Below are 16,593 nucleotides of genomic sequence, written 5' to 3' on the forward strand. Positions count from 1 at the left end.
AGATTGATTAAGTGACCACTCAATATATTATTGGACATCCTGAGAACGAGGAGGCCGGATGCGCACAGTCGACGTCGCCGCCAGGGCGGCCAAGCGGACCGCCCTGATGGACGCCGCGGCACGGTGTTTCGCCGAGCGCGGCTACAGCGCCACCAGAACGGCGGACATCTGTTCGGGTGCGGGCATGAGCTCGGGCAATCTCTTCCACTACTTCCCCACCAAGCACGCCGTGCTGCTCGCCCTCGTCGAACGCGACGGCGAGCAGACGGGCGAGGCGATGACCGATCTCGCGCAGGCCAGCGATCCGCTGGCCGGGCTGCTGTCGCTCCTCGACGAGATCTGTGTGCTCGCGGGCGATCCGGTGTATTCGGGACTCGCGCTGGAGATCTCGGCCGTCGCCCATCGCGACGAGGAGGTCGCCGCCCGGTTCAAGGCGAACGACCTCACCTTCCGCCGCGGGCTGGCGACGCTGGTGGAACGGGCCGGACAGGCCGGTCAGCTGTCCACGGATCTCACCCCGGAGCACGCCGCGACCTGGCTGGCCGCGCTGGTCGACGGCATGTTCGCCCGCGTGGCCGCCGACCCGGACTTCGACCCCCCGGCCCAGGCGCCGATTCTGCGCCGGATCGTCACCGAGCTCCTCGCGGGTGGTGCGGTGTGACCGCGCAGGCCGACACCGCTTCCGCGCCGGTCGCGGCAGGTCGGCTCCGCAATGTCGATGCGCTGCGCGGGTTCGCGCTGCTCGGCATCCTTGTCGTCAACATCTGGGCGTTCGCCGATCCGTACTACGCGTCGCCGGCATCGAACCCGGCGTTCGATTCCGGGCTCGATCACGCCGTCCGGTTCGCGGTCTCGCTGCTTTTCGAGACCAAGTTCTACCTGCTGTTCTCGTTCCTGTTCGGCTACAGCTTCACGCTGCAGATGGCGGCGGCCGAGCGAGCAGGAACGGGGTTCATCCCGCGGATGCTGCGTCGGCAGAGCGGCCTGCTCGCCATCGGCCTGGTGCACGGGGCCGTCCTCTACTACGGCGAGATCCTGTCCACCTACGCGATTCTCGGCCTGATCCTGTTGGCGTGCAGGCACATCGCGCCCCGTCGGGCCGTGCAGATCGGCATCGGACTGGTGGTCGCGGTCGGCGTGGTGTGGATGCTCCTCGGGCTGCTGACGCTCGCGGAGGGCGGGGGCGACGGCGTCGCCGCGTCGGATGCGGCGGCCAAGCTGACGGCCTTCGGCGGTGACGCGGCCGCGACCCTCGGCTTCCATTCCGGGCACCTGCCGGAGACCGTCGCCGCCCTGGTGGCCCTGCAAGCCCCGAGCGCGATGGCCATGTTCTTCTTCGGATTCGCCGCGGGCCGGGTGCAGGCGTTCGCGGACCCGGCCCGCTTTCGGCCGTTGATGCGCCGGATCCTGATCTTCGGGTTGCCGGTCGGGCTGATCGGCGCGCTCGCCTACGCGCTGGCCGCGGCTTACGCGCCGGGTGGCGGAGTCGAGGTCTTCGCGTTCGGGCTCGGGCAGCTGACGGCGCCGCTGCTCACCGCGGCTTACGTGGTGGCAGGGGTGATGCTGTTCCGCAAGGGCCAGGGCACGCGGATCGAGTCGGCGTTGGCCCCGATGGGCACGATCGCGCTCACGAACTACCTGCTCCAGTCGCTGGTGCTCGGCGTGCTGTTCACCGGCTACGGGTTCGGCCTGATCGACCGGCTCCCGCCGCTCGCGGTCCTCGCCGCGGTGCCGGTGATCTTCGCGGCCCAGCTCGTGCTCAGCCGCTGGTGGCTGCGCGGGCACAGGTACGGTCCCGCGGAGTGGGCGCTGCGTGCGATCACCATCGCGGGCATCCCGCCGTGGCGGCGTCATGGCGACTGACGCGCCGCGGCAGCCCCGGCGTCGATGGCTTCGCCGCGGGGTCGGCGGCCTCGCGACGCTCCTGGTCCTCGCGCTGATCGGCGTGCTGGCGCTGGTCGCGGGCAACAGCTACGCGCTCCGGGAGGAGGGGGTGACGATCACCACCGCCGCGGGCCGGCTCCGCGGCGTCCTCGCCCTCCCCCGCGACGCGAAGGGGCCGGTCGGGCTCGTCGTCTTCGTGCACGGGGACGGGCCGGTGGAGGCGACCAGCGAGGGGTTCTATCGGCCCATCTGGGAGGCCCTGGCAGCGGCGGGCTACGCGTCGCTGTCCGTGAGCAAGCCCGGAGTCGGTGGCTCCCAGGGAAATTGGCTCGAACAGTCCCTCCATGATCGAGCGGTCGAGGCCGAGACCTTGATCGACTGGGCACTCGATCGCCCCGAGATCGACCCGCGGCGCATCGGCCTCTGGGGGGCGAGCCAGGGCGGCTGGGTCCTGCCCGAGGTCGCCGCCGACCGGCCCGAGGTGTCCTTCGTCATCGCCGTGTCGCCCGCGATCAACTGGCTCGATCAGGGCCGGTACAACCTGCTGTCCGAACTCGACGCCGCCGGTGCGGGCGAGGCCGAACGACAGGCCGCGATCGCCGAGAGCGACGCGGTCCGGGCCCTGCTGAATCGGGGCGCCACCTACGAGGAGTACCGCGAGGCGTCGACCGACGACGAGCCCATGGACCGCGACCGCTGGGGCTTCGTCGTGCGCAACCACACCGCCGACGCGACGGCCGCACTCGGGGAACTCGGGCGCAGGGGCATCCCGGTGCTGCTCGTCCTCGGCGAGGAGGACCGCAATGTCGATGTCGACGACACCCAGCGCGCCTACACCCGTCTGCTCGGCGGCCGGCTCACCACGGTGCGCTTTCCGGGCGCCGCGCACACCCTCGCCCGGTCCAGCGTCGAGCAATCGGACCTGTGGGGAGTCCTGGTCGGGACGTTCGCGCCGCGCCACGTCTTCGTTCCCGGCTACCTCGACGCCCAGCGGGACTTCCTCACCGGCCTGCCCTGATCGGCTCAGCCCGAGACCAGGTCCATGCGGAGGAACTCGCTGATGCGGAGCAGCTTGGGCGGGCGTGCCACGTCATCGGAGAGTGCCTCGAAAGCCTCGGATTCCCCGACCAGGCGTGGGGCGGCGAGTTCCACCTCCCGTCCGTCGACGAGGAGTCGCGCGCTGTCGGACGCCAGGACGTTGCGTACCCAGTCCGAGCCTGACCCGTACACCAGAACGAACAGGTAGCCGCCGTCGACGGGATACGCATCGAGCGGCGTGCGATACGTGGCGCCGGAGGTGCGACCGACGTGGGTCAGCACCGGCCACTTCCCGCCCGCGATCGCGCGCGGGTTGAACACCCGCTTGTTGATGTGGCCCCACCACCTCGGCATGGGCATCGGAATCTCCTTTCCTCGCCCGACTCGGGCTCGTCACCGGCCGAGAGAACTTACAGACGTAAGGCTGACTTACGCCTGTAAGCTTGTCAACACCGACCCGCAGCCAGGAGCCCCCTTGTCACCACCGCCACGGCCATCACTCAGTCGAGATCGCGTGTTGGAAGCCGCGATCCGGGTCGCGGATCGCGGTGGCGTGGAAGCGATCACGATGCGCCGGGTGGCGCAGGAGCTCGGCGTGGAGGCGATGTCGCTCTACCACCACGTACCGAACAAGGACGCGATCCTCGACGGTGTGGTCGACGCGGTGTTCGCGGCGATCGAGCTGCCCGACACCGGGTGCGACGACTGGCGTGACGCGATCCGGGCACGCGCTCGCTCGGCGCGCACGGTCCTGTCGCGGCACAGTTGGGCCCTCGGCCTCATGGACTCCCGTCGCAACCCGGGGCCCGCGACGCTGCGTCACCACGATGCCGTCCTCGGTGTTCTCCGGGAGGCGGGGTTCCCGCTGCCGATGGCCGCGCACGCCGTCTCGCTCGTCGACAGCTATATCGGTGGGTTCGTCCTCCAGGAGGCGAACCTGCCGGTGACGACGCCACACGACGTCGTGGAGGTGGCGGGCAGCATCCTCGAGCAGCTGCCCGCGGCCGAGTTGCCCTACCTCACCGAGATGATCGTCGACCACGCCCTGCAGCCGGGCTACGACCACACGAGCGAGTTCGGCTATGGCCTGGACCTGATCCTGGACGCGCTCGAAGCTCGGAGGTAGGGCCCGAATACCCGCCGTGTCGGGCGGTCGGAACCGGCGTCGCCGCTATCGCGTCCAACACGTATGGGACTGGTGGAGTACTCGTTCGGTACCGGTGAGGGGGCGCCGCGGGACTGGGTGTCCGAGGCGGACCTGGACCTCGGCGGCATCGGGGCGCCGGACGCGGTGAGACTCGACTTCGACGGCGACGGCCTGTTCGACGACGCGATGTGGGACAGCGACGGGGACGGCGGTGCGGATCGTTCGGTGCTGGACGTGGGCGAGGAGGGCCGGTACTTCGAGGACGCCTCGGGCGCCGGGGTCTGGGATCTGGAGGTCCCGCCGCCTGCCGCCGAGGCCGGGCACGAGCTGCGCTGGACGGACGCGGGGGGCGTGGAGCGGACGGTGCAGGGCGGCGAGGACGGGCGGCCGGTGGAGGTCGACCTCGACCTCGATGGCGCCCCGGACGTCGCGGTGATCGACACCGACGGGGATTCGCTGGTCGACGTCACACTGGTGCGGGCGGGACGGGCAGGCCCCTATGCCGCGGTCGAGGTCGACGAGCGGTCCGACGGGGCGGCGGACGTGACGCTGTCCGATACGGACGGCGACGGCCGACTGGACACCGTCGACCGTGGTCCCGGCTGATCGTGCGCGGGGCGGGGCGGGTGCTCAGCGCGGCGCCCGGCGCAGCGAGTTCGCCGCCACCGCCGCCAGGCCGAGCCCGTACGCCGCCGCCCCGGCGAAGACGAGTCCCGGTGAGCGCCCGTCGGGGGCGATCACCGTCGCCGCGGCCGCGAGCGCGCCGATGAACGCCATGTTGAACACGGTGTCCTGCAACGCGAACACCTGCCCGCGCCGGGCGTCGTCGATGTCGATCTGCATCGCCGCGTCCCCGGTGAGCTTGATGGTCTGGCCGGCGAGGCCGAGCAGGAACGCGCCGATCAGCAACACCGGCTGGGTGAGCACGGAGATGACCCCCAGTTGTACGGCGGTGGCGAACACGAGTGCGCACACGACGGTCGGGGACCTGCCGATGCGCGGGATGAGAAACGGGGTGACGGCCGCGGCGACCAGCATGCCCACCGCCGCGGCGCCGACCGCGACCCCGAATCCGGCGAACCCGCCCGGCAGCGCGCCCGCCGTCGAGGTGTCCCGCAGGACCAGCACCATGATTAGAGTGTTGATCCCGAACACGATGCGGTGCACACCGATTCCGATCATCGCGGTGGTGACGCCGGGGGCGCGCCACACCGCGGTGGCGCCGGTGCGTAGGCCGGCCAGCACCGCCAGGACGGCGTCGAGGCCCGTCGGACCCGCGCCGGTGAGATCGCCGGTCGGTCCGAGGCGGTGTGCGGCGAAGCCGGCCGCGGCGAGCGCGCCGATCGCGGACCCGGCCGAGGCGACGGCGACCGCGAGGCCGGAGCCGCGGTCCCCCTCGCCGAGCACTCCGATGATCGCGACCGCCGCCCCCGCCCCCGCGGCGGCGACGCCGGCTCCCGCGGTAGCGAGCACGGAATTCGTTGACACCAGCCAGGATTGGCGCACCACATGGGGAAGGGACGCCGAGACCCCGGCCAGCACGAACCGGCTGACCCCGACCGCGGCGAGCGCGAGCAGCAGCAACGGGGTTTGCGGTCCGCCGGCCACGAGCACGGCCGCTGCGGCCAGGATCAGGCCGCCGCGCAGCAGGTTCGCCCACATCAGGACCGCGCGCCGGTCCCATCGGTCGAGCAGGGCGCCCGCGAAGGGGCCGACAAGCGAGTAGGGCAGCAGCAGCACCGCGAACCCCGCGGCGATCGCGATGGGGTCGGTCTCCCGTTCGGGATTGAACAGGATCGCGCCGCCGAGTGCGGCCTGGAAGAGCCCGTCGCCGAACTGGCTCGCGAACCGGATGGTGGTGAGTCGGCCGAGCCCGGGCGACCGGCGCAGCGCGGCGCGCAGTCCGCCGTTCCCGCGCGTCGGGTCGGTCGGGGTCGGATCGGGTGGCGTCGGCTCCCCCGGCGTCGCGCTTCCCGGCGTCGAGTTCACCACCAGGTGACCCTATCGCGGCGCGGGCGCGAGCTCCCGTGCGCGCCACCACGCGACGGTGGCGGCGGCCGCCTCCGCCAGCGGTGTAGGCGCCAGCCCGAGCAGCCGCTCGCTGCGGCCCGAGTCCAGCACGAACGGCCGCTCGAACTGGTACAGCATCTCGGCCAGTTCGCGGCTGTCGCGGTGCACGAGTCCGGCGCCGCGCAGCAGCCAGCCGGGGAGCACGCCGGTCTTCGGGTCCGGCACCCCCGCCGCAGCGGCGTAGGCGTGCACCATGGCGCGCTGGGTGATCGCGGGGCCGGTCGGTGCGTGCAGGACCGAGTTCCACAACGAGGGGTCGGCGGCAGCGCCGATCATGGCCGCGGCGAGGTCGGGCACGTAGGTGAACGAGTGCGGGGTGTCGAGGTCGCCCATGACGCGAACGGTCTTGCCCGCCAGGATGATCGGCACCATTCGTTCGCCCGCGTGTGCCATCAGCACCCGGGGGCCGAAGAAGTCGGAGGCGGCCACGCTGACGGTGGCGGTATCCGAGGCCTCGCGCTGGCGGAGCAGCTCGGTGCGGACGCCGAGCTTGCCGTCGCGGGCCTCGCGCGGCGTGTCCTCGGTGATGGGCCCGTCGACCTGTCCGTAGGAGTACAGACTCTCCGGGAACACCACGACGGCCCCGGCCCGCCCCGCGGCGTCGAGCACGGCCCGCTCGGTCGAGGGCAGCTCGCGCCGCCAGGCCTCGGCGGAGTAGGCCGAGCCGTGGGTGCAGTGGAACACCGCGGCGGCGCCCTCCAGCGCGGCGTCCAGCGCGCCCGGCACGGAGACATCGACGCGGAGCCGTTCCACATTGGGGTGCTCGGGCCCGGAGCCGGACCTGGTCAGCACGCGGACCCGGTGTCCCTGCGTCGCCAGCTGGTCGGCGACCGTCCATCCGACGGGCCCCGCGCCGGTCACTACCTGCACTGTCGACATCGCAATCACTCCTGGGTGTGGTTTCAGCCTTCGAGAGCACTGCTCTCGAAACAAGAATGCGCCGCCCCAGAGGGAATGTCAAGAGCACTGCTCTCTTTTGTTGACAGTGCTCACTGAAGCGGTCAGGCTGGGGCGGTGACCGGAACCCCGCGCGAACGCGCACGCGAGCAGACCCTGGCCGACATCACCCGGATCGGCCGGGTGCATCTGGCCAGGGACGGGGCGGCGGCGCTGTCGCTGCGGGCGGTGGCAAGGGATCTCGGGGTGGTCTCGTCGGCCGTGTACCGGTATGTCAAGAGTCGCGACGAACTGCTCACCCTGCTGGTCGTGGAGGGGTACACCGAGCTGGGTGACGCGGTCGACGTTGCCGTGGCGTCCGCGCCCGCAGGCGATCCGCGTGCCCGGTTGCACGCCCTCGGGCACGCGGTGCGGGACTGGGCGCTGGCCGAGCCTGCGTGTTACGGGCTGCTGTTCGGCAGTCCGGTGCCGGGGTACCAGGCGCCGGCCGAGCGCACCACCGGGCCGGGCACCCGCGTGGTCGGAACGCTGGTGAAGATCTTCGACGAGGCCGGCCGTTCCGGCGAACTCGTTGTCCCGCAGACGATCCCGATGGGAGAGCCGTTGCGGGAGAACCTGAGGGCGATCAGCGCCGAGATGAGGCTCGAGCTGCCAGAGGAGGCACTGGCGCGGGGTGTGCTCGCCTGGTCCTCGCTGTTCGGCGCGGTGAACTTCGAGGTGTTCGGTCAGTACGGGGCGGACACCTTCGCGGACCCGCGGGCGCTGTTCGAACACCACCTGTCCGTGCTGGACGAGATGGTCGGGCTCGCCCCGCAGGTGTGAGGCGGCGCGTTACCCGGCACGCGTGTCGTCCGCCGGTGCGATGATTGTCCGGTGGACCACGCAGAAGAACCCGAGGACCGGATGGCGCCGACCGAACCGATCGTGCGCCCGGGCAGTCTGCTGATCTCCTCGACCGAGCTCACCGAACCGGCCTTCCGTCGCACCGTCGTCTACGTCATCGAGCACAACGACGCGGGCAGCCTGGGTGTCGTGATCAACCGGCCGAGCGAGACCGCGGTGCACACGGTGCTGCCCCAGTGGACGGAACTGTGCGCCAACCCGCGGGCGCTGTTCATCGGCGGCCCCGTGAAGCGGGACTCGGCGCTGTGCCTGGCCACGCTGCGTACCAGGGCGAACATCGACGGCGTGTCCGGGGTGCGGCGGGTGGACGGCCGGGTGGTCATGGTCGACCTCGATTCCGATCCGGAAGCCGTCGGCCCGCTCATCGAGGGCGTGCGGGTCTTCGCCGGGTACTCGGGCTGGACGATGGGACAGCTGGACTCGGAGTTGCAGCGCGACGACTGGACCGTGCTGTCCGCGTTGCCGTCCGACGTGATCGGCCCGCCGCGGGTCGACCTCTGGGCGCACGTACTGCGCCGCCAGCCCCTCCCCCTCGCTCTGCTCGCGACGCACCCGATCGACGTCGACAGGAACTGACCGGCCCGCTCGGTTCACCGACCCGGCGCAGAGGCCGCGGGCTCCTGGTCCTGGCGGCGGGCGAACCGCTGCGCCAGCGCGGCGCAGACGATCAGCTGGATCTGATGGAAGATCATCAGCGGCAACACGATCAGGCCGACCGGCTGCCCGGCGAAGAGCACCGAGGCCATCGGCAGCCCGGTCGCGAGCGACTTCTTGGACCCGCAGAAGAGGATCACGATCCGGTCCGGCAGCGAGAACCCGAGCGCGCGCCCGGCGAAGGCCGTCACCCCGAGCACCGTCGCGAGGATCGCGCAGCAGACCACGACCAGCGCCAGCACCCGCCAGGCGGAGAGCCCGGCCCACGCGTGCTCGTTCATGCCCGCGCTGAACGCCGAGTACACCACCAGCAGGATCGAGCCGCGGTCGACGATCTTGGTTGGTGCGGCGTGCCGCTGCAGCCAGTCGGTCACCCACGGCCGGATCAGCTGACCGATGATGAACGGCAGCAGCAGCTGCACCACGATGTCGACGATCGAGGACGCGTCGACGGTCGCCTCGCCGGTGGTGTTCATCAGCAGGATCACCAGCAGCGGGGTGACGAACACTCCGATCAGATTCGAGAACGACGCGCTGACGACCGCTCCCGCGACGTTGCCGCGGGCGATCGAGGTGAACGCGATGGACGACTGGACCGTCGAGGGCACCAGGCACATGTAGAGCACCCCGGTGTACAGCTCGTCGGTCAGGACCGTGGGTGCCAGTACGCGGAGCGCGAGCCCGATCAGCGGGAACAGCAGGTAAGTGGACGCCAGTACGACGGTGTGCAGCCGCCAGTGTTTGAGCCCCTCGAGCGCCTCGCGCGGGTGCAGCCGGGCGCCGTAGAGCAGGAACAGCAGCGCGATCGCGATCTTGGTGGCCCAGTCCAGCACCGTCTGCCCGCCGCCGGATGCCGGGAAGATGCTGGCCACGACGGCCACCGCGATGATCGACAGGATGAACCCGTCGATGTAGAACCTGCTCAAGAACTTCACAACGGCAACGGTAATCCGCTGCTCAGATATCGTGAAAGTCGATCGCAACGATAATTCGCATCGCAAATCGTGATAAGTATGGCTGATGCTCGATCCGGTGCTGCTGCGCAGCTTTCTCGCCGTGGAGCGTTGCGGCGGGTTCACCGCGGCTGCGCACCAGCTCGGCCTGCGTCAGTCCACCGTCAGCGGACACGTGGCCCGGCTGGAGAAGTCGATCGGCCGGGAGCTGTTCCGGCGCGACACCCGCAACCTGGAACTGACCGCGGACGGGTCGGCGATGCTTGGCTTCGCGCGCACCATCCTGGACGCGTCGCAGCAGGCAGAGAGCTATTTCGCGGAGTCCGAGCTGTCCGGGGTGCTGCGCTTCGGCGCCTCCGACGACCTGGTCGCGGCCGAGCTGCCGGAGGTGCTGCTCGAGTTCCGGCGCAGCCACCCGCGCATCGACCTGGAGCTGACCGTCGGTCTCAGCGAGAATCTCGGCGCCAAGTTGGCTGCGGGCGAGCTCGACATCGCGTTCGGGATGCGCAGGCCGGGCGAGCAGCACGGCGAGCTGGTGTGGCGCGACCGCCTGGTGTGGGCCGGATCCCACGGCGCGGAACCGGTGGAGGGGCCGGTGCCGCTCGTCACCTACCCGCCGCCGAGCATCACCCGCCGCGCCGCGATGGAGGCACTCGAGCGGGCCGGACTGGTGTGGCGGACCACCTGTGTCACCGACAGCCTGCTCGGCCTGCGCGCGGCCGTGCTCGCCGGGCTCGGGTACATCGTGCACTCGGAGTCGCTGCTGCCGGACGGCTTGGTCCCGCTGCCCGACGGCGCCCTCCCCGACCCCGGTGACGCCGACTTCGTGCTGATGCGCCGGTCCCGGCCTGCCTCCAAGCCGGAGGCGGCGCTGACCGCCGCGATCCTGGCCAACGAGCGACGGCTGCGTCGGAGTTGAGCCGTCGACGCCCCGGCGCGGCTGGGGCGTCAGCGGTCGGCCAGCCGCCGGTCCGCGAGGGTGTTCAGCGCGCCGGCCATCTCCTCGGCTCGTGGCGTGGTCACCGTCAGTCGTTGCCCGTTCGCCGCGGTGAAGACCACCGCGGGCCCGGTTGTGGTGACCACCCCGTAGTTGCCGCGGCCCTTGAGGCGCAGCCCCCAGCCGCCGAAGTCCCTGGACGGGTTCACCTCCTCGACGTTCGCCCCGACCAGCTCCTCGACCCCGTACCCGACCGCGGTCATGCCCATGTTGTGCACCCACAGTCCCGTCTCGTCGAGGGTGACCCGGAAGCGCAGCAGCCCGACCATCAGCAGGGAGACCGGCAGGAAGACCGCCAGCGGCCACCACGAGCCCGCCCGCGCGCAGAGCAGGCCGGTGATCGCCGTGCCGGTCCCGAGCAGCACGGCCGTGGTCGCGGGCCCGAGCCCGAGCCGCACGGTGATCGGCAGGTCGAGCGGCCCGCGGGGCAGCCGCGGGTCCGGTGGCAGGGTCGCAGCGGATCGTTCGCGATGGTCGCGCAGCATCGACGCCCCGAGAATGCCGACGGCGGCGCCCGCCACGATCCCGAGCCCGATCCACGTCATCGGCAGCGCCTCTTCAACGGCCGATGCGAGGTCCAGTTGCGTGGCCAGCAGCGCGATCCACAGGGTGAGCAGCAGACCGACCACGGTCAGGCCGACGATCAGCATCGCGCGACGCATCATCAGCAGCGCGCCCGCGAGCGCGGCGATCGCGCTGGCGCCGCACCCGACGAGGAGGATCACGATCACCATGGTCGCGGCCAGCGACCCGGGCGTGCTGAAGCCGTCGGGTCCACTCCCGGCCCAGTGCGTGGCGACGGTGTCGGGCAGGCGCGGGGACCAGAGTCGGGTCACCGTGAGGCCGACGGCGGCCGCGAGCACGGGCACACCGATGCCGAACAGGACGCCGGCCGGATCGAAGGTCCGGGAATTGCTCATGGGCGCCGATTCAACCAGGCGCCCCCGTGCGGACCCGCTCAGCTGGGCAGGCAGGCGCCCTTGAGGGCGCAGGAACCGCAGGAGTCCATCCCGCAGTCCGCGGCGGCCGCGGCGTCGGCAGCGTTGTCGGCGAACTCCGCGGACTCCGGCTCGGCGGGGCTACCGCAGCCGCAGTCGTGGCCGCAGCCCCCGGCCGGGGCGGCCGCGGCGGCGGCCCTTGCTCCCATGGATCCGCCGTACCCGGCGGTGACCAGGGCCGCGACAAGGGCGACGGCGACGGTGAGGAGTCCGCCTGCCGTGCCGAAGGCGAGGGCGCCGACACCGCCGATGACCAGCAACAACGCGGCAGCGGCCATGGTGGGCGCGGCGATGCGGTTGGCGAGGCGGAAGGCGTCGTCGCTGGCGAGGGCCTCGGGGGTGGTGACCCCGGCCCAGCGGTTGCGCGGCAGCCGGCCGGTGATCCCGGCGACCGCCACCACGCCGATGGCGAGGGCGACTACGAACAGCACGGTTGCGACGATGACCACGGGTCCAGGGTACGGCGGGGACCGATGACCGGGACTATTCGGGTGACACCTTAGGCTGGTCGACGGTAATCCATGCCCGAGAACCAGCGCTGAGACACCGAGCCCAGCGCAGAGTAGATAGCGAAACACGTGACCGAGCCAGTGCAGCAGCCAGCGGACGACGCCACCCCTCAGCACCGATACACCGCGGAGCTCGCGGGTCGGATCGAGCGGCGGTGGCAGGAGCTGTGGAGCGAGCGCGGCACCTTCAACGCGCCGAACCCGGTCGGCGACCTCGCCGGGGAGCTGCCCGCGGACAAGCTCTTCGTCCAGGACATGTTCCCGTACCCCTCCGGCTCCGGCCTGCACGTCGGGCACCCGCTCGGCTACATCGCCACCGACGTGTTCGCGCGCTACCACCGCATGCACGGACACAACGTGCTGCACACCCTCGGCTACGACGCCTTCGGCCTGCCAGCCGAGCAGTACGCGGTGCAGACCGGAACCCACCCGCGCACCACCACCGAGTCGAACATCGAGAACATGAAGCGGCAGCTGCGCCGCCTCGGACTCGGCCACGACGAGCGGCGCTCGCTGGCCACCACCGATGTGGACTTCTACCACTGGACGCAGTGGATCTTCCTGCAGATCTTCAACGCCTGGTACGACGCCGACCTCAAGCGGGCCCGCCCCATCGCGGAGCTCGAGGTGGAGTTCGAGTCCGGCGCCCGCACCGCTCCTGACGGCCGGTCCTGGTCCGCGCTCGACGCGGGTGAGCGCCGCGCGGTGATCGACTCGTATCGCCTTGTCTACCGGTCGGATTCGATGGTCAACTGGTGCCCCGGGCTCGGCACCGTGCTGGCCAACGAGGAGGTCACCGCGGACGGCCGCAGCGACCGCGGCAACTTCCCGGTGTTCCGCAAGCACCTGCAGCAGTGGATGATGCGGATCACCGCGTACTCGGACCGCCTCGTCGACGACCTCGAGTTCCTGGACTGGCCGGACAAGGTCAAGGCCATGCAGCGCAACTGGATCGGACGCTCGCACGGCGCCCAGGTCCGGTTCGGCGTCGACCCCGCGGTCGACGACGTCGCGATCGAGGTCTTCACCACCCGCCCCGACACCCTGTTCGGTGCCACCTACGTCACCCTCGCGCCCGAGCACGAGCTGGTCGATCGGCTGGCATCGGGCTCGTACGCCGACGACGTGGATCCCCGCTGGACCGGCGGCGCCGCCACCCCGGCCGAGGCCGTCGCCGCCTACCGCGCCTCCATCGCCGCGAAGACGGACCTGGAGCGGCAGGAGAACAAGGAGAAGACCGGCGTCTTCCTCGGCGAGTATGCGGTGAATCCCGTTAACGGGCACCGGCTTCCGATCTTCATCGCGGACTACGTGCTGACCGGATACGGCACCGGCGCGATCATGGCGGTGCCCGGGCACGACCAGCGCGACTGGGAATTCGCGACCACCTTCGGCCTCGACATCGTCGAGGTCATCGCGGGCGGCGACATCACCGAGGCCGCCTTCACGGGCGACGGTCCGCTGGTGAACTCGGACTACCTGGACGGCCTCGGCGTCGCGGAGGCCAAGGCCGCCATCACCGCGCGCCTGGAGGCGGACGGCACCGGCAAGGGCACCATCCAGTACAAGCTGCGGGACTGGCTGTTCGCCCGTCAGCGGTACTGGGGCGAGCCCTTCCCGATCGTCTACGGCGCGGACGGTGTCGCGCACCCGCTGCCGGAATCGATGCTGCCGGTGGAACTCCCGGAGGTCGAGGACTACGCGCCGGTCTCCTTCGACCCGAACGACGAGAACTCCGAGCCCTCCCCTCCGCTGGCGAAGGCCACCGACTGGGTGAACGTCGAGCTCGATCTCGGCGACGGGCTGCAGAGCTACCACCGCGACACCAACGTGATGCCGCAGTGGGCCGGCAGCTCCTGGTACCAGCTGCGCTACATCGACCCGACCAACAACGACGAGTTCTGCGCCAAGGAGAACGAGCAGTACTGGATGGGTCCGCGGCCCGAGCTGCACGGCCCGAACGACCCGGGCGGCGTCGACCTGTACGTGGGCGGCGTCGAGCACGCGGTGCTGCACCTGCTGTACTCGCGGTTCTGGCACAAGGTGCTCTTCGACCTCGGGTACGTGAGCTCGAGCGAACCGTATCGCCGTCTCTACAACCAGGGCTACATCCAGGCCTACGCCTACACCGACTCCCGGGGCGTCTACGTGCCCGCGGAGGAGGTCACCGAGCGCGACGGCAAGTACTTCCACGGCGACGAGCCGGTCCACCGCGAGCACGGCAAGATGGGCAAGTCCCTGAAGAATTCCGTTGCGCCGGACGAGATCTGCGAGGAGTACGGCGCGGACACCCTGCGCGTGTACGAGATGTCGATGGGGCCGCTGGACACCTCACGTCCGTGGGCGACCAAGGACGTCGTCGGGTCGCACCGGTTCCTGCAGCGCGTCTGGCGCACGGTCGTCGACGAGGAGACCGGCGAGCTCCGGGTCACCGACGAGGTGCCGACCGACGACACCCTGCGCGCGCTGAACAAGACGATCGACGGCGTCAACGCGGACTACGCCGCGCTGCGCGACAACACCGCGGCGGCCAAGCTGATCGAGCTGAACAACCACCTGACCAAGGAGTACCCGAACGGGGCGCCGCGGTCGGCGGTCGAGCCGCTGGTGTTGATGCTCGGTCCGCTGGCCCCGCACCTCGCCGAGGAGCTGTGGTCCCGGCTCGGGCACGAGACCTCGCTGGCGCACGGCCCGTTCCCGCTGGCCGAGGACAAGTGGCTGGTCGACGACACCGTCGAGTACCCGATCCAGGTCAACGGCAAGCTGCGCAGCCGGCTCACCGTGGCCGCCGACGCCGACCCGGAGTCCATCGAGGCAGCGGCACTGGCCGACGAGAAGATCGTCGCCCTCCTCGAGGGCAACGCGCCCCGCAAGGTGATCGTGGTGCCGGGCAAGATGGTCAACATCGTCAAATAGGCAGCTCCGCTGTCCGTGCGCGGTTAACGGGTCCCTGGACCCGCTAACCGCGCACAGGGGCGAAGCCCCTCAGCACTCGGTTGGTGCCGGTTCCCCGCGCAGCCTTGCGTCGACCCAGTCGAAGGCCCCGGGGTTCCCCGTGAGTTCGCCGATGATGTGTTCGCCTGGTACCTGCCGGTACAACGCGCGCACGCCGTAGCCGCACTGCTCGTCGTACAGGTTCCGTGAGCCGAGTGCCGGGACCCAGAACTCCTGACCGCCGCTGTAGATGTACAGCGGGGTGCCGGACTTACGGTCCGCCATCTTCATCTTCGTGTAGATGTCGTGTGCGACAGGCGAATCCAGCGCATGCTTCACATTCGCGAGCGCCTCGGCCGGTATCCCGAAGACGCCGGCGAGGGTGAGGGTGTTCGCGCACTGGTCCTTGATGGACGTGATGCTCAGCCGCTGGCCGAGAGTGTTGATCAGCGGGAGGATCTCGGGGTTCTCCCTCGTGATCCCGAACACCGCCGCGAGGAACAGTCCACCGGCGAGGTTGCCGTTCATGGTGCGTCCGAGCATCTCGAAGTCGGCGGGTATGCCGCCGAGCGCGGCGCCGACGATGTCGCCGGCCAGTTCGGGGGCGTACGAGTCGATCAGCTTGACCGCGCCGTGCGTCGCGATCGAACCGCCGGAGTAGCCCATCATGGCGAGCTTGCTGGCGCCGAACTCGGCGGGGAACACCGCGCGCATGCCGCGGATGGTGTCGAGGATCGCGTGCCCGGCGACGAAGGGTTCGGCGTACGCCATCCGGGGACCCTCGTGGTCGGGGATGAGTACCGCGTAGCCACGTTCCTCGGCCTTGGTGGTGACGGGCCGGAGCATTTCGAGGAGGTTCTCCGTCGGCGTGATCCCGTTGCCGAGGGTGTGGCCAGGGGTGCAGCTGCGCCCGAGCCCGTTGATCGGCACGTTGTTGACCAGGACCGGCCGCGGTCCCGGGCCTGGCCATGGCGTGGCAGGCACGACGAGAGTCGCGGTCGCGAACGAGGGCGCGCCCGCCGAGTCGGTGCTCTTGACCTTGATCTGGCGCACCTCCCGCACCGGCCCGCGCAGGAGCGCCCTTGCGGCCGGGGTCACGTCGCGGGTCTCGATGACCTGGCCGTTGGTCATGCCCGGCAGGCCGGGCGGGTACACATCGAAGAACGGGTCCCCGATCGGTTTGGGCATCATCTCGGCGCGCAGCGTCTCGAGGGGCGGCGGATCCAGATCCGGCCCCGGGATCACCGAGCCGACCACGCCGGGAATCGCGGACCCCAGCGGCGATCCCGCGGCGGAGCCGGTCCCGAGAGAGCCGGTGATCAGCGTCGTTCCGTTCAAGGGTGTGCCGTCCGACGCGGTGCCGTCTGTCAGCGACCCGGTGCCGATCGACCCCTCACCTCCGGCGCTGCCGGTGGATTGTGCGACGGCGGTGCCGACCGACGTGCCACCCCCGACCGCGACGGTGACCGCAAGGGCGGCCACACACATTCGTACCCAGAAACCCCCGTGCTGGATAGGCATGCGCGGCACGGTAACACCGGATTGCCGCGGCCCGAACAGCTTTCGGAGACCACGGTTACCACATCGTGAGCTGTGGTTACCCAATCCG

At 70.7% G+C, this 16,593-nt stretch carries 16 protein-coding genes; 9 read left to right on the forward strand and 7 right to left on the reverse strand.

Features of this window, described 5'->3' with window-relative positions; all coding sequences use genetic code 11:
* The first annotated feature begins 58 nt into the window (after positions 1-58).
* The 3 genes from BR31_RS0117960 to BR31_RS0117970 all read left to right on the forward strand — a co-directional run bounded on the left by BR31_RS0117960 (position 59) and on the right by BR31_RS0117970 (position 2,902).
* Positions 59-661 (forward strand): TetR/AcrR family transcriptional regulator, encoded by a 603-nt coding sequence (locus BR31_RS0117960; RefSeq protein WP_027502189.1) that lies wholly within the window; start codon positions 59-61, stop codon positions 659-661.
* Positions 658-1,863 carry a DUF418 domain-containing protein gene (locus BR31_RS0117965; RefSeq protein ID WP_027502190.1) on the forward strand — a complete coding sequence of 402 codons (1,206 nt, stop codon included), beginning with the start codon at positions 658-660 and terminating at the stop codon, positions 1,861-1,863. The genes BR31_RS0117960 and BR31_RS0117965 overlap by 4 nt, the downstream gene beginning before the upstream one ends.
* A 61-nt stretch (positions 1,864-1,924) precedes the next feature.
* Positions 1,925-2,902 carry an alpha/beta hydrolase family protein gene (locus tag BR31_RS0117970; RefSeq protein WP_027502191.1) on the forward strand — a complete coding sequence of 326 codons (978 nt, stop codon included), beginning with the start codon at positions 1,925-1,927 and terminating at the stop codon, positions 2,900-2,902.
* Positions 2,903-2,907: 5 nt separating this feature from the next.
* Here BR31_RS0117970 and BR31_RS0117975 read toward each other — a convergent pair whose 3' ends face one another.
* A complete protein-coding gene (locus tag BR31_RS0117975) occupies positions 2,908-3,282 on the reverse strand; it encodes a nitroreductase family deazaflavin-dependent oxidoreductase (protein WP_027502192.1) in 375 nt (124 codons plus the stop codon).
* A 115-nt stretch (positions 3,283-3,397) separates the two neighbouring features.
* On the opposite strand from BR31_RS0117975, the gene BR31_RS0117980 reads away from it, so the two are divergent.
* Positions 3,398-4,048: a TetR/AcrR family transcriptional regulator gene (locus BR31_RS0117980; protein ID WP_027502193.1), complete on the forward strand. Its 651-nt coding sequence runs from the start codon at positions 3,398-3,400 to the stop codon at positions 4,046-4,048.
* 63 nt (positions 4,049-4,111) lie between these two features.
* On the forward strand, positions 4,112-4,675 hold the full coding sequence (locus BR31_RS0117985; protein ID WP_037177136.1) for a hypothetical protein: 564 nt from the start codon (positions 4,112-4,114) through the stop codon (positions 4,673-4,675).
* 24 nt (positions 4,676-4,699) lie between these two features.
* Here BR31_RS0117985 and BR31_RS0117990 read toward each other — a convergent pair whose 3' ends face one another.
* Together BR31_RS0117990 and BR31_RS0117995 are read right to left on the reverse strand one after the other, a co-directional pair.
* Entirely contained in the window at positions 4,700-5,971 is a 1,272-nt protein-coding gene (locus tag BR31_RS0117990; protein WP_027502195.1) for an MFS transporter, read from the reverse strand.
* A gap of 99 nt (positions 5,972-6,070) precedes the next feature.
* Complete coding sequence (locus tag BR31_RS0117995; protein ID WP_027502196.1) at positions 6,071-7,018, reverse strand: NAD-dependent epimerase/dehydratase family protein; 948 nt, start codon at positions 7,016-7,018, stop codon at positions 6,071-6,073.
* 135 nt (positions 7,019-7,153) lie between these two features.
* Here BR31_RS0117995 and BR31_RS0118000 point away from each other — a divergent pair, with 135 nt between their 5' ends.
* On the forward strand, positions 7,154-7,858 hold the full coding sequence (locus BR31_RS0118000; protein ID WP_027502197.1) for a TetR/AcrR family transcriptional regulator: 705 nt from the start codon (positions 7,154-7,156) through the stop codon (positions 7,856-7,858).
* A gap of 51 nt (positions 7,859-7,909) precedes the next feature.
* A complete protein-coding gene (locus BR31_RS0118005) occupies positions 7,910-8,515 on the forward strand; it encodes a YqgE/AlgH family protein (protein WP_027502198.1) in 606 nt (201 codons plus the stop codon).
* A gap of 14 nt (positions 8,516-8,529) precedes the next feature.
* Here BR31_RS0118005 and BR31_RS0118010 read toward each other — a convergent pair whose 3' ends face one another.
* Positions 8,530-9,528, reverse strand: a complete 999-nt coding sequence (locus BR31_RS0118010) for a bile acid:sodium symporter family protein (protein WP_027502199.1) — start codon at positions 9,526-9,528, stop codon at positions 8,530-8,532.
* 85 nt (positions 9,529-9,613) lie between these two features.
* Between BR31_RS0118010 and BR31_RS0118015 the strand changes: the two genes are divergently transcribed.
* On the forward strand, positions 9,614-10,465 hold the full coding sequence (locus tag BR31_RS0118015; protein ID WP_027502200.1) for a LysR family transcriptional regulator: 852 nt from the start codon (positions 9,614-9,616) through the stop codon (positions 10,463-10,465).
* 29 nt (positions 10,466-10,494) lie between these two features.
* On the opposite strand, the gene BR31_RS0118020 is transcribed toward BR31_RS0118015, so the two are convergent.
* Together BR31_RS0118020 and BR31_RS29125 are read right to left on the reverse strand one after the other, a co-directional pair.
* Positions 10,495-11,463, reverse strand: a complete 969-nt coding sequence (locus BR31_RS0118020; RefSeq protein ID WP_027502201.1) for a DUF1648 domain-containing protein — start codon at positions 11,461-11,463, stop codon at positions 10,495-10,497.
* A 38-nt stretch (positions 11,464-11,501) separates the two neighbouring features.
* Positions 11,502-11,990, reverse strand: coding sequence for an SdpI family protein (locus BR31_RS29125; protein ID WP_037177137.1), 489 nt, complete (start codon positions 11,988-11,990; stop codon positions 11,502-11,504).
* Positions 11,991-12,119: 129 nt separating this feature from the next.
* Here BR31_RS29125 and leuS point away from each other — a divergent pair, with 129 nt between their 5' ends.
* Positions 12,120-14,966: a leucine--tRNA ligase gene (gene leuS / locus BR31_RS0118030; protein ID WP_027502202.1), complete on the forward strand. Its 2,847-nt coding sequence runs from the start codon at positions 12,120-12,122 to the stop codon at positions 14,964-14,966.
* Positions 14,967-15,035: 69 nt separating this feature from the next.
* Here the strand turns inward: leuS and BR31_RS0118035 are convergent, their stop codons facing one another.
* The gene (locus BR31_RS0118035) at positions 15,036-16,505 is read right to left on the reverse strand and encodes a lipase family protein (RefSeq protein WP_231496549.1); all 1,470 of its coding nucleotides are present in this window, start codon (positions 16,503-16,505) and stop codon (positions 15,036-15,038) included.
* Between the last annotated feature and the right edge of the window lie 88 nt (positions 16,506-16,593).

The organism is Rhodococcus sp. UNC363MFTsu5.1, assembly GCF_000686785.1.
GTDB lineage: Bacteria > Actinomycetota > Actinomycetes > Mycobacteriales > Mycobacteriaceae > Rhodococcus_G > Rhodococcus_G maanshanensis.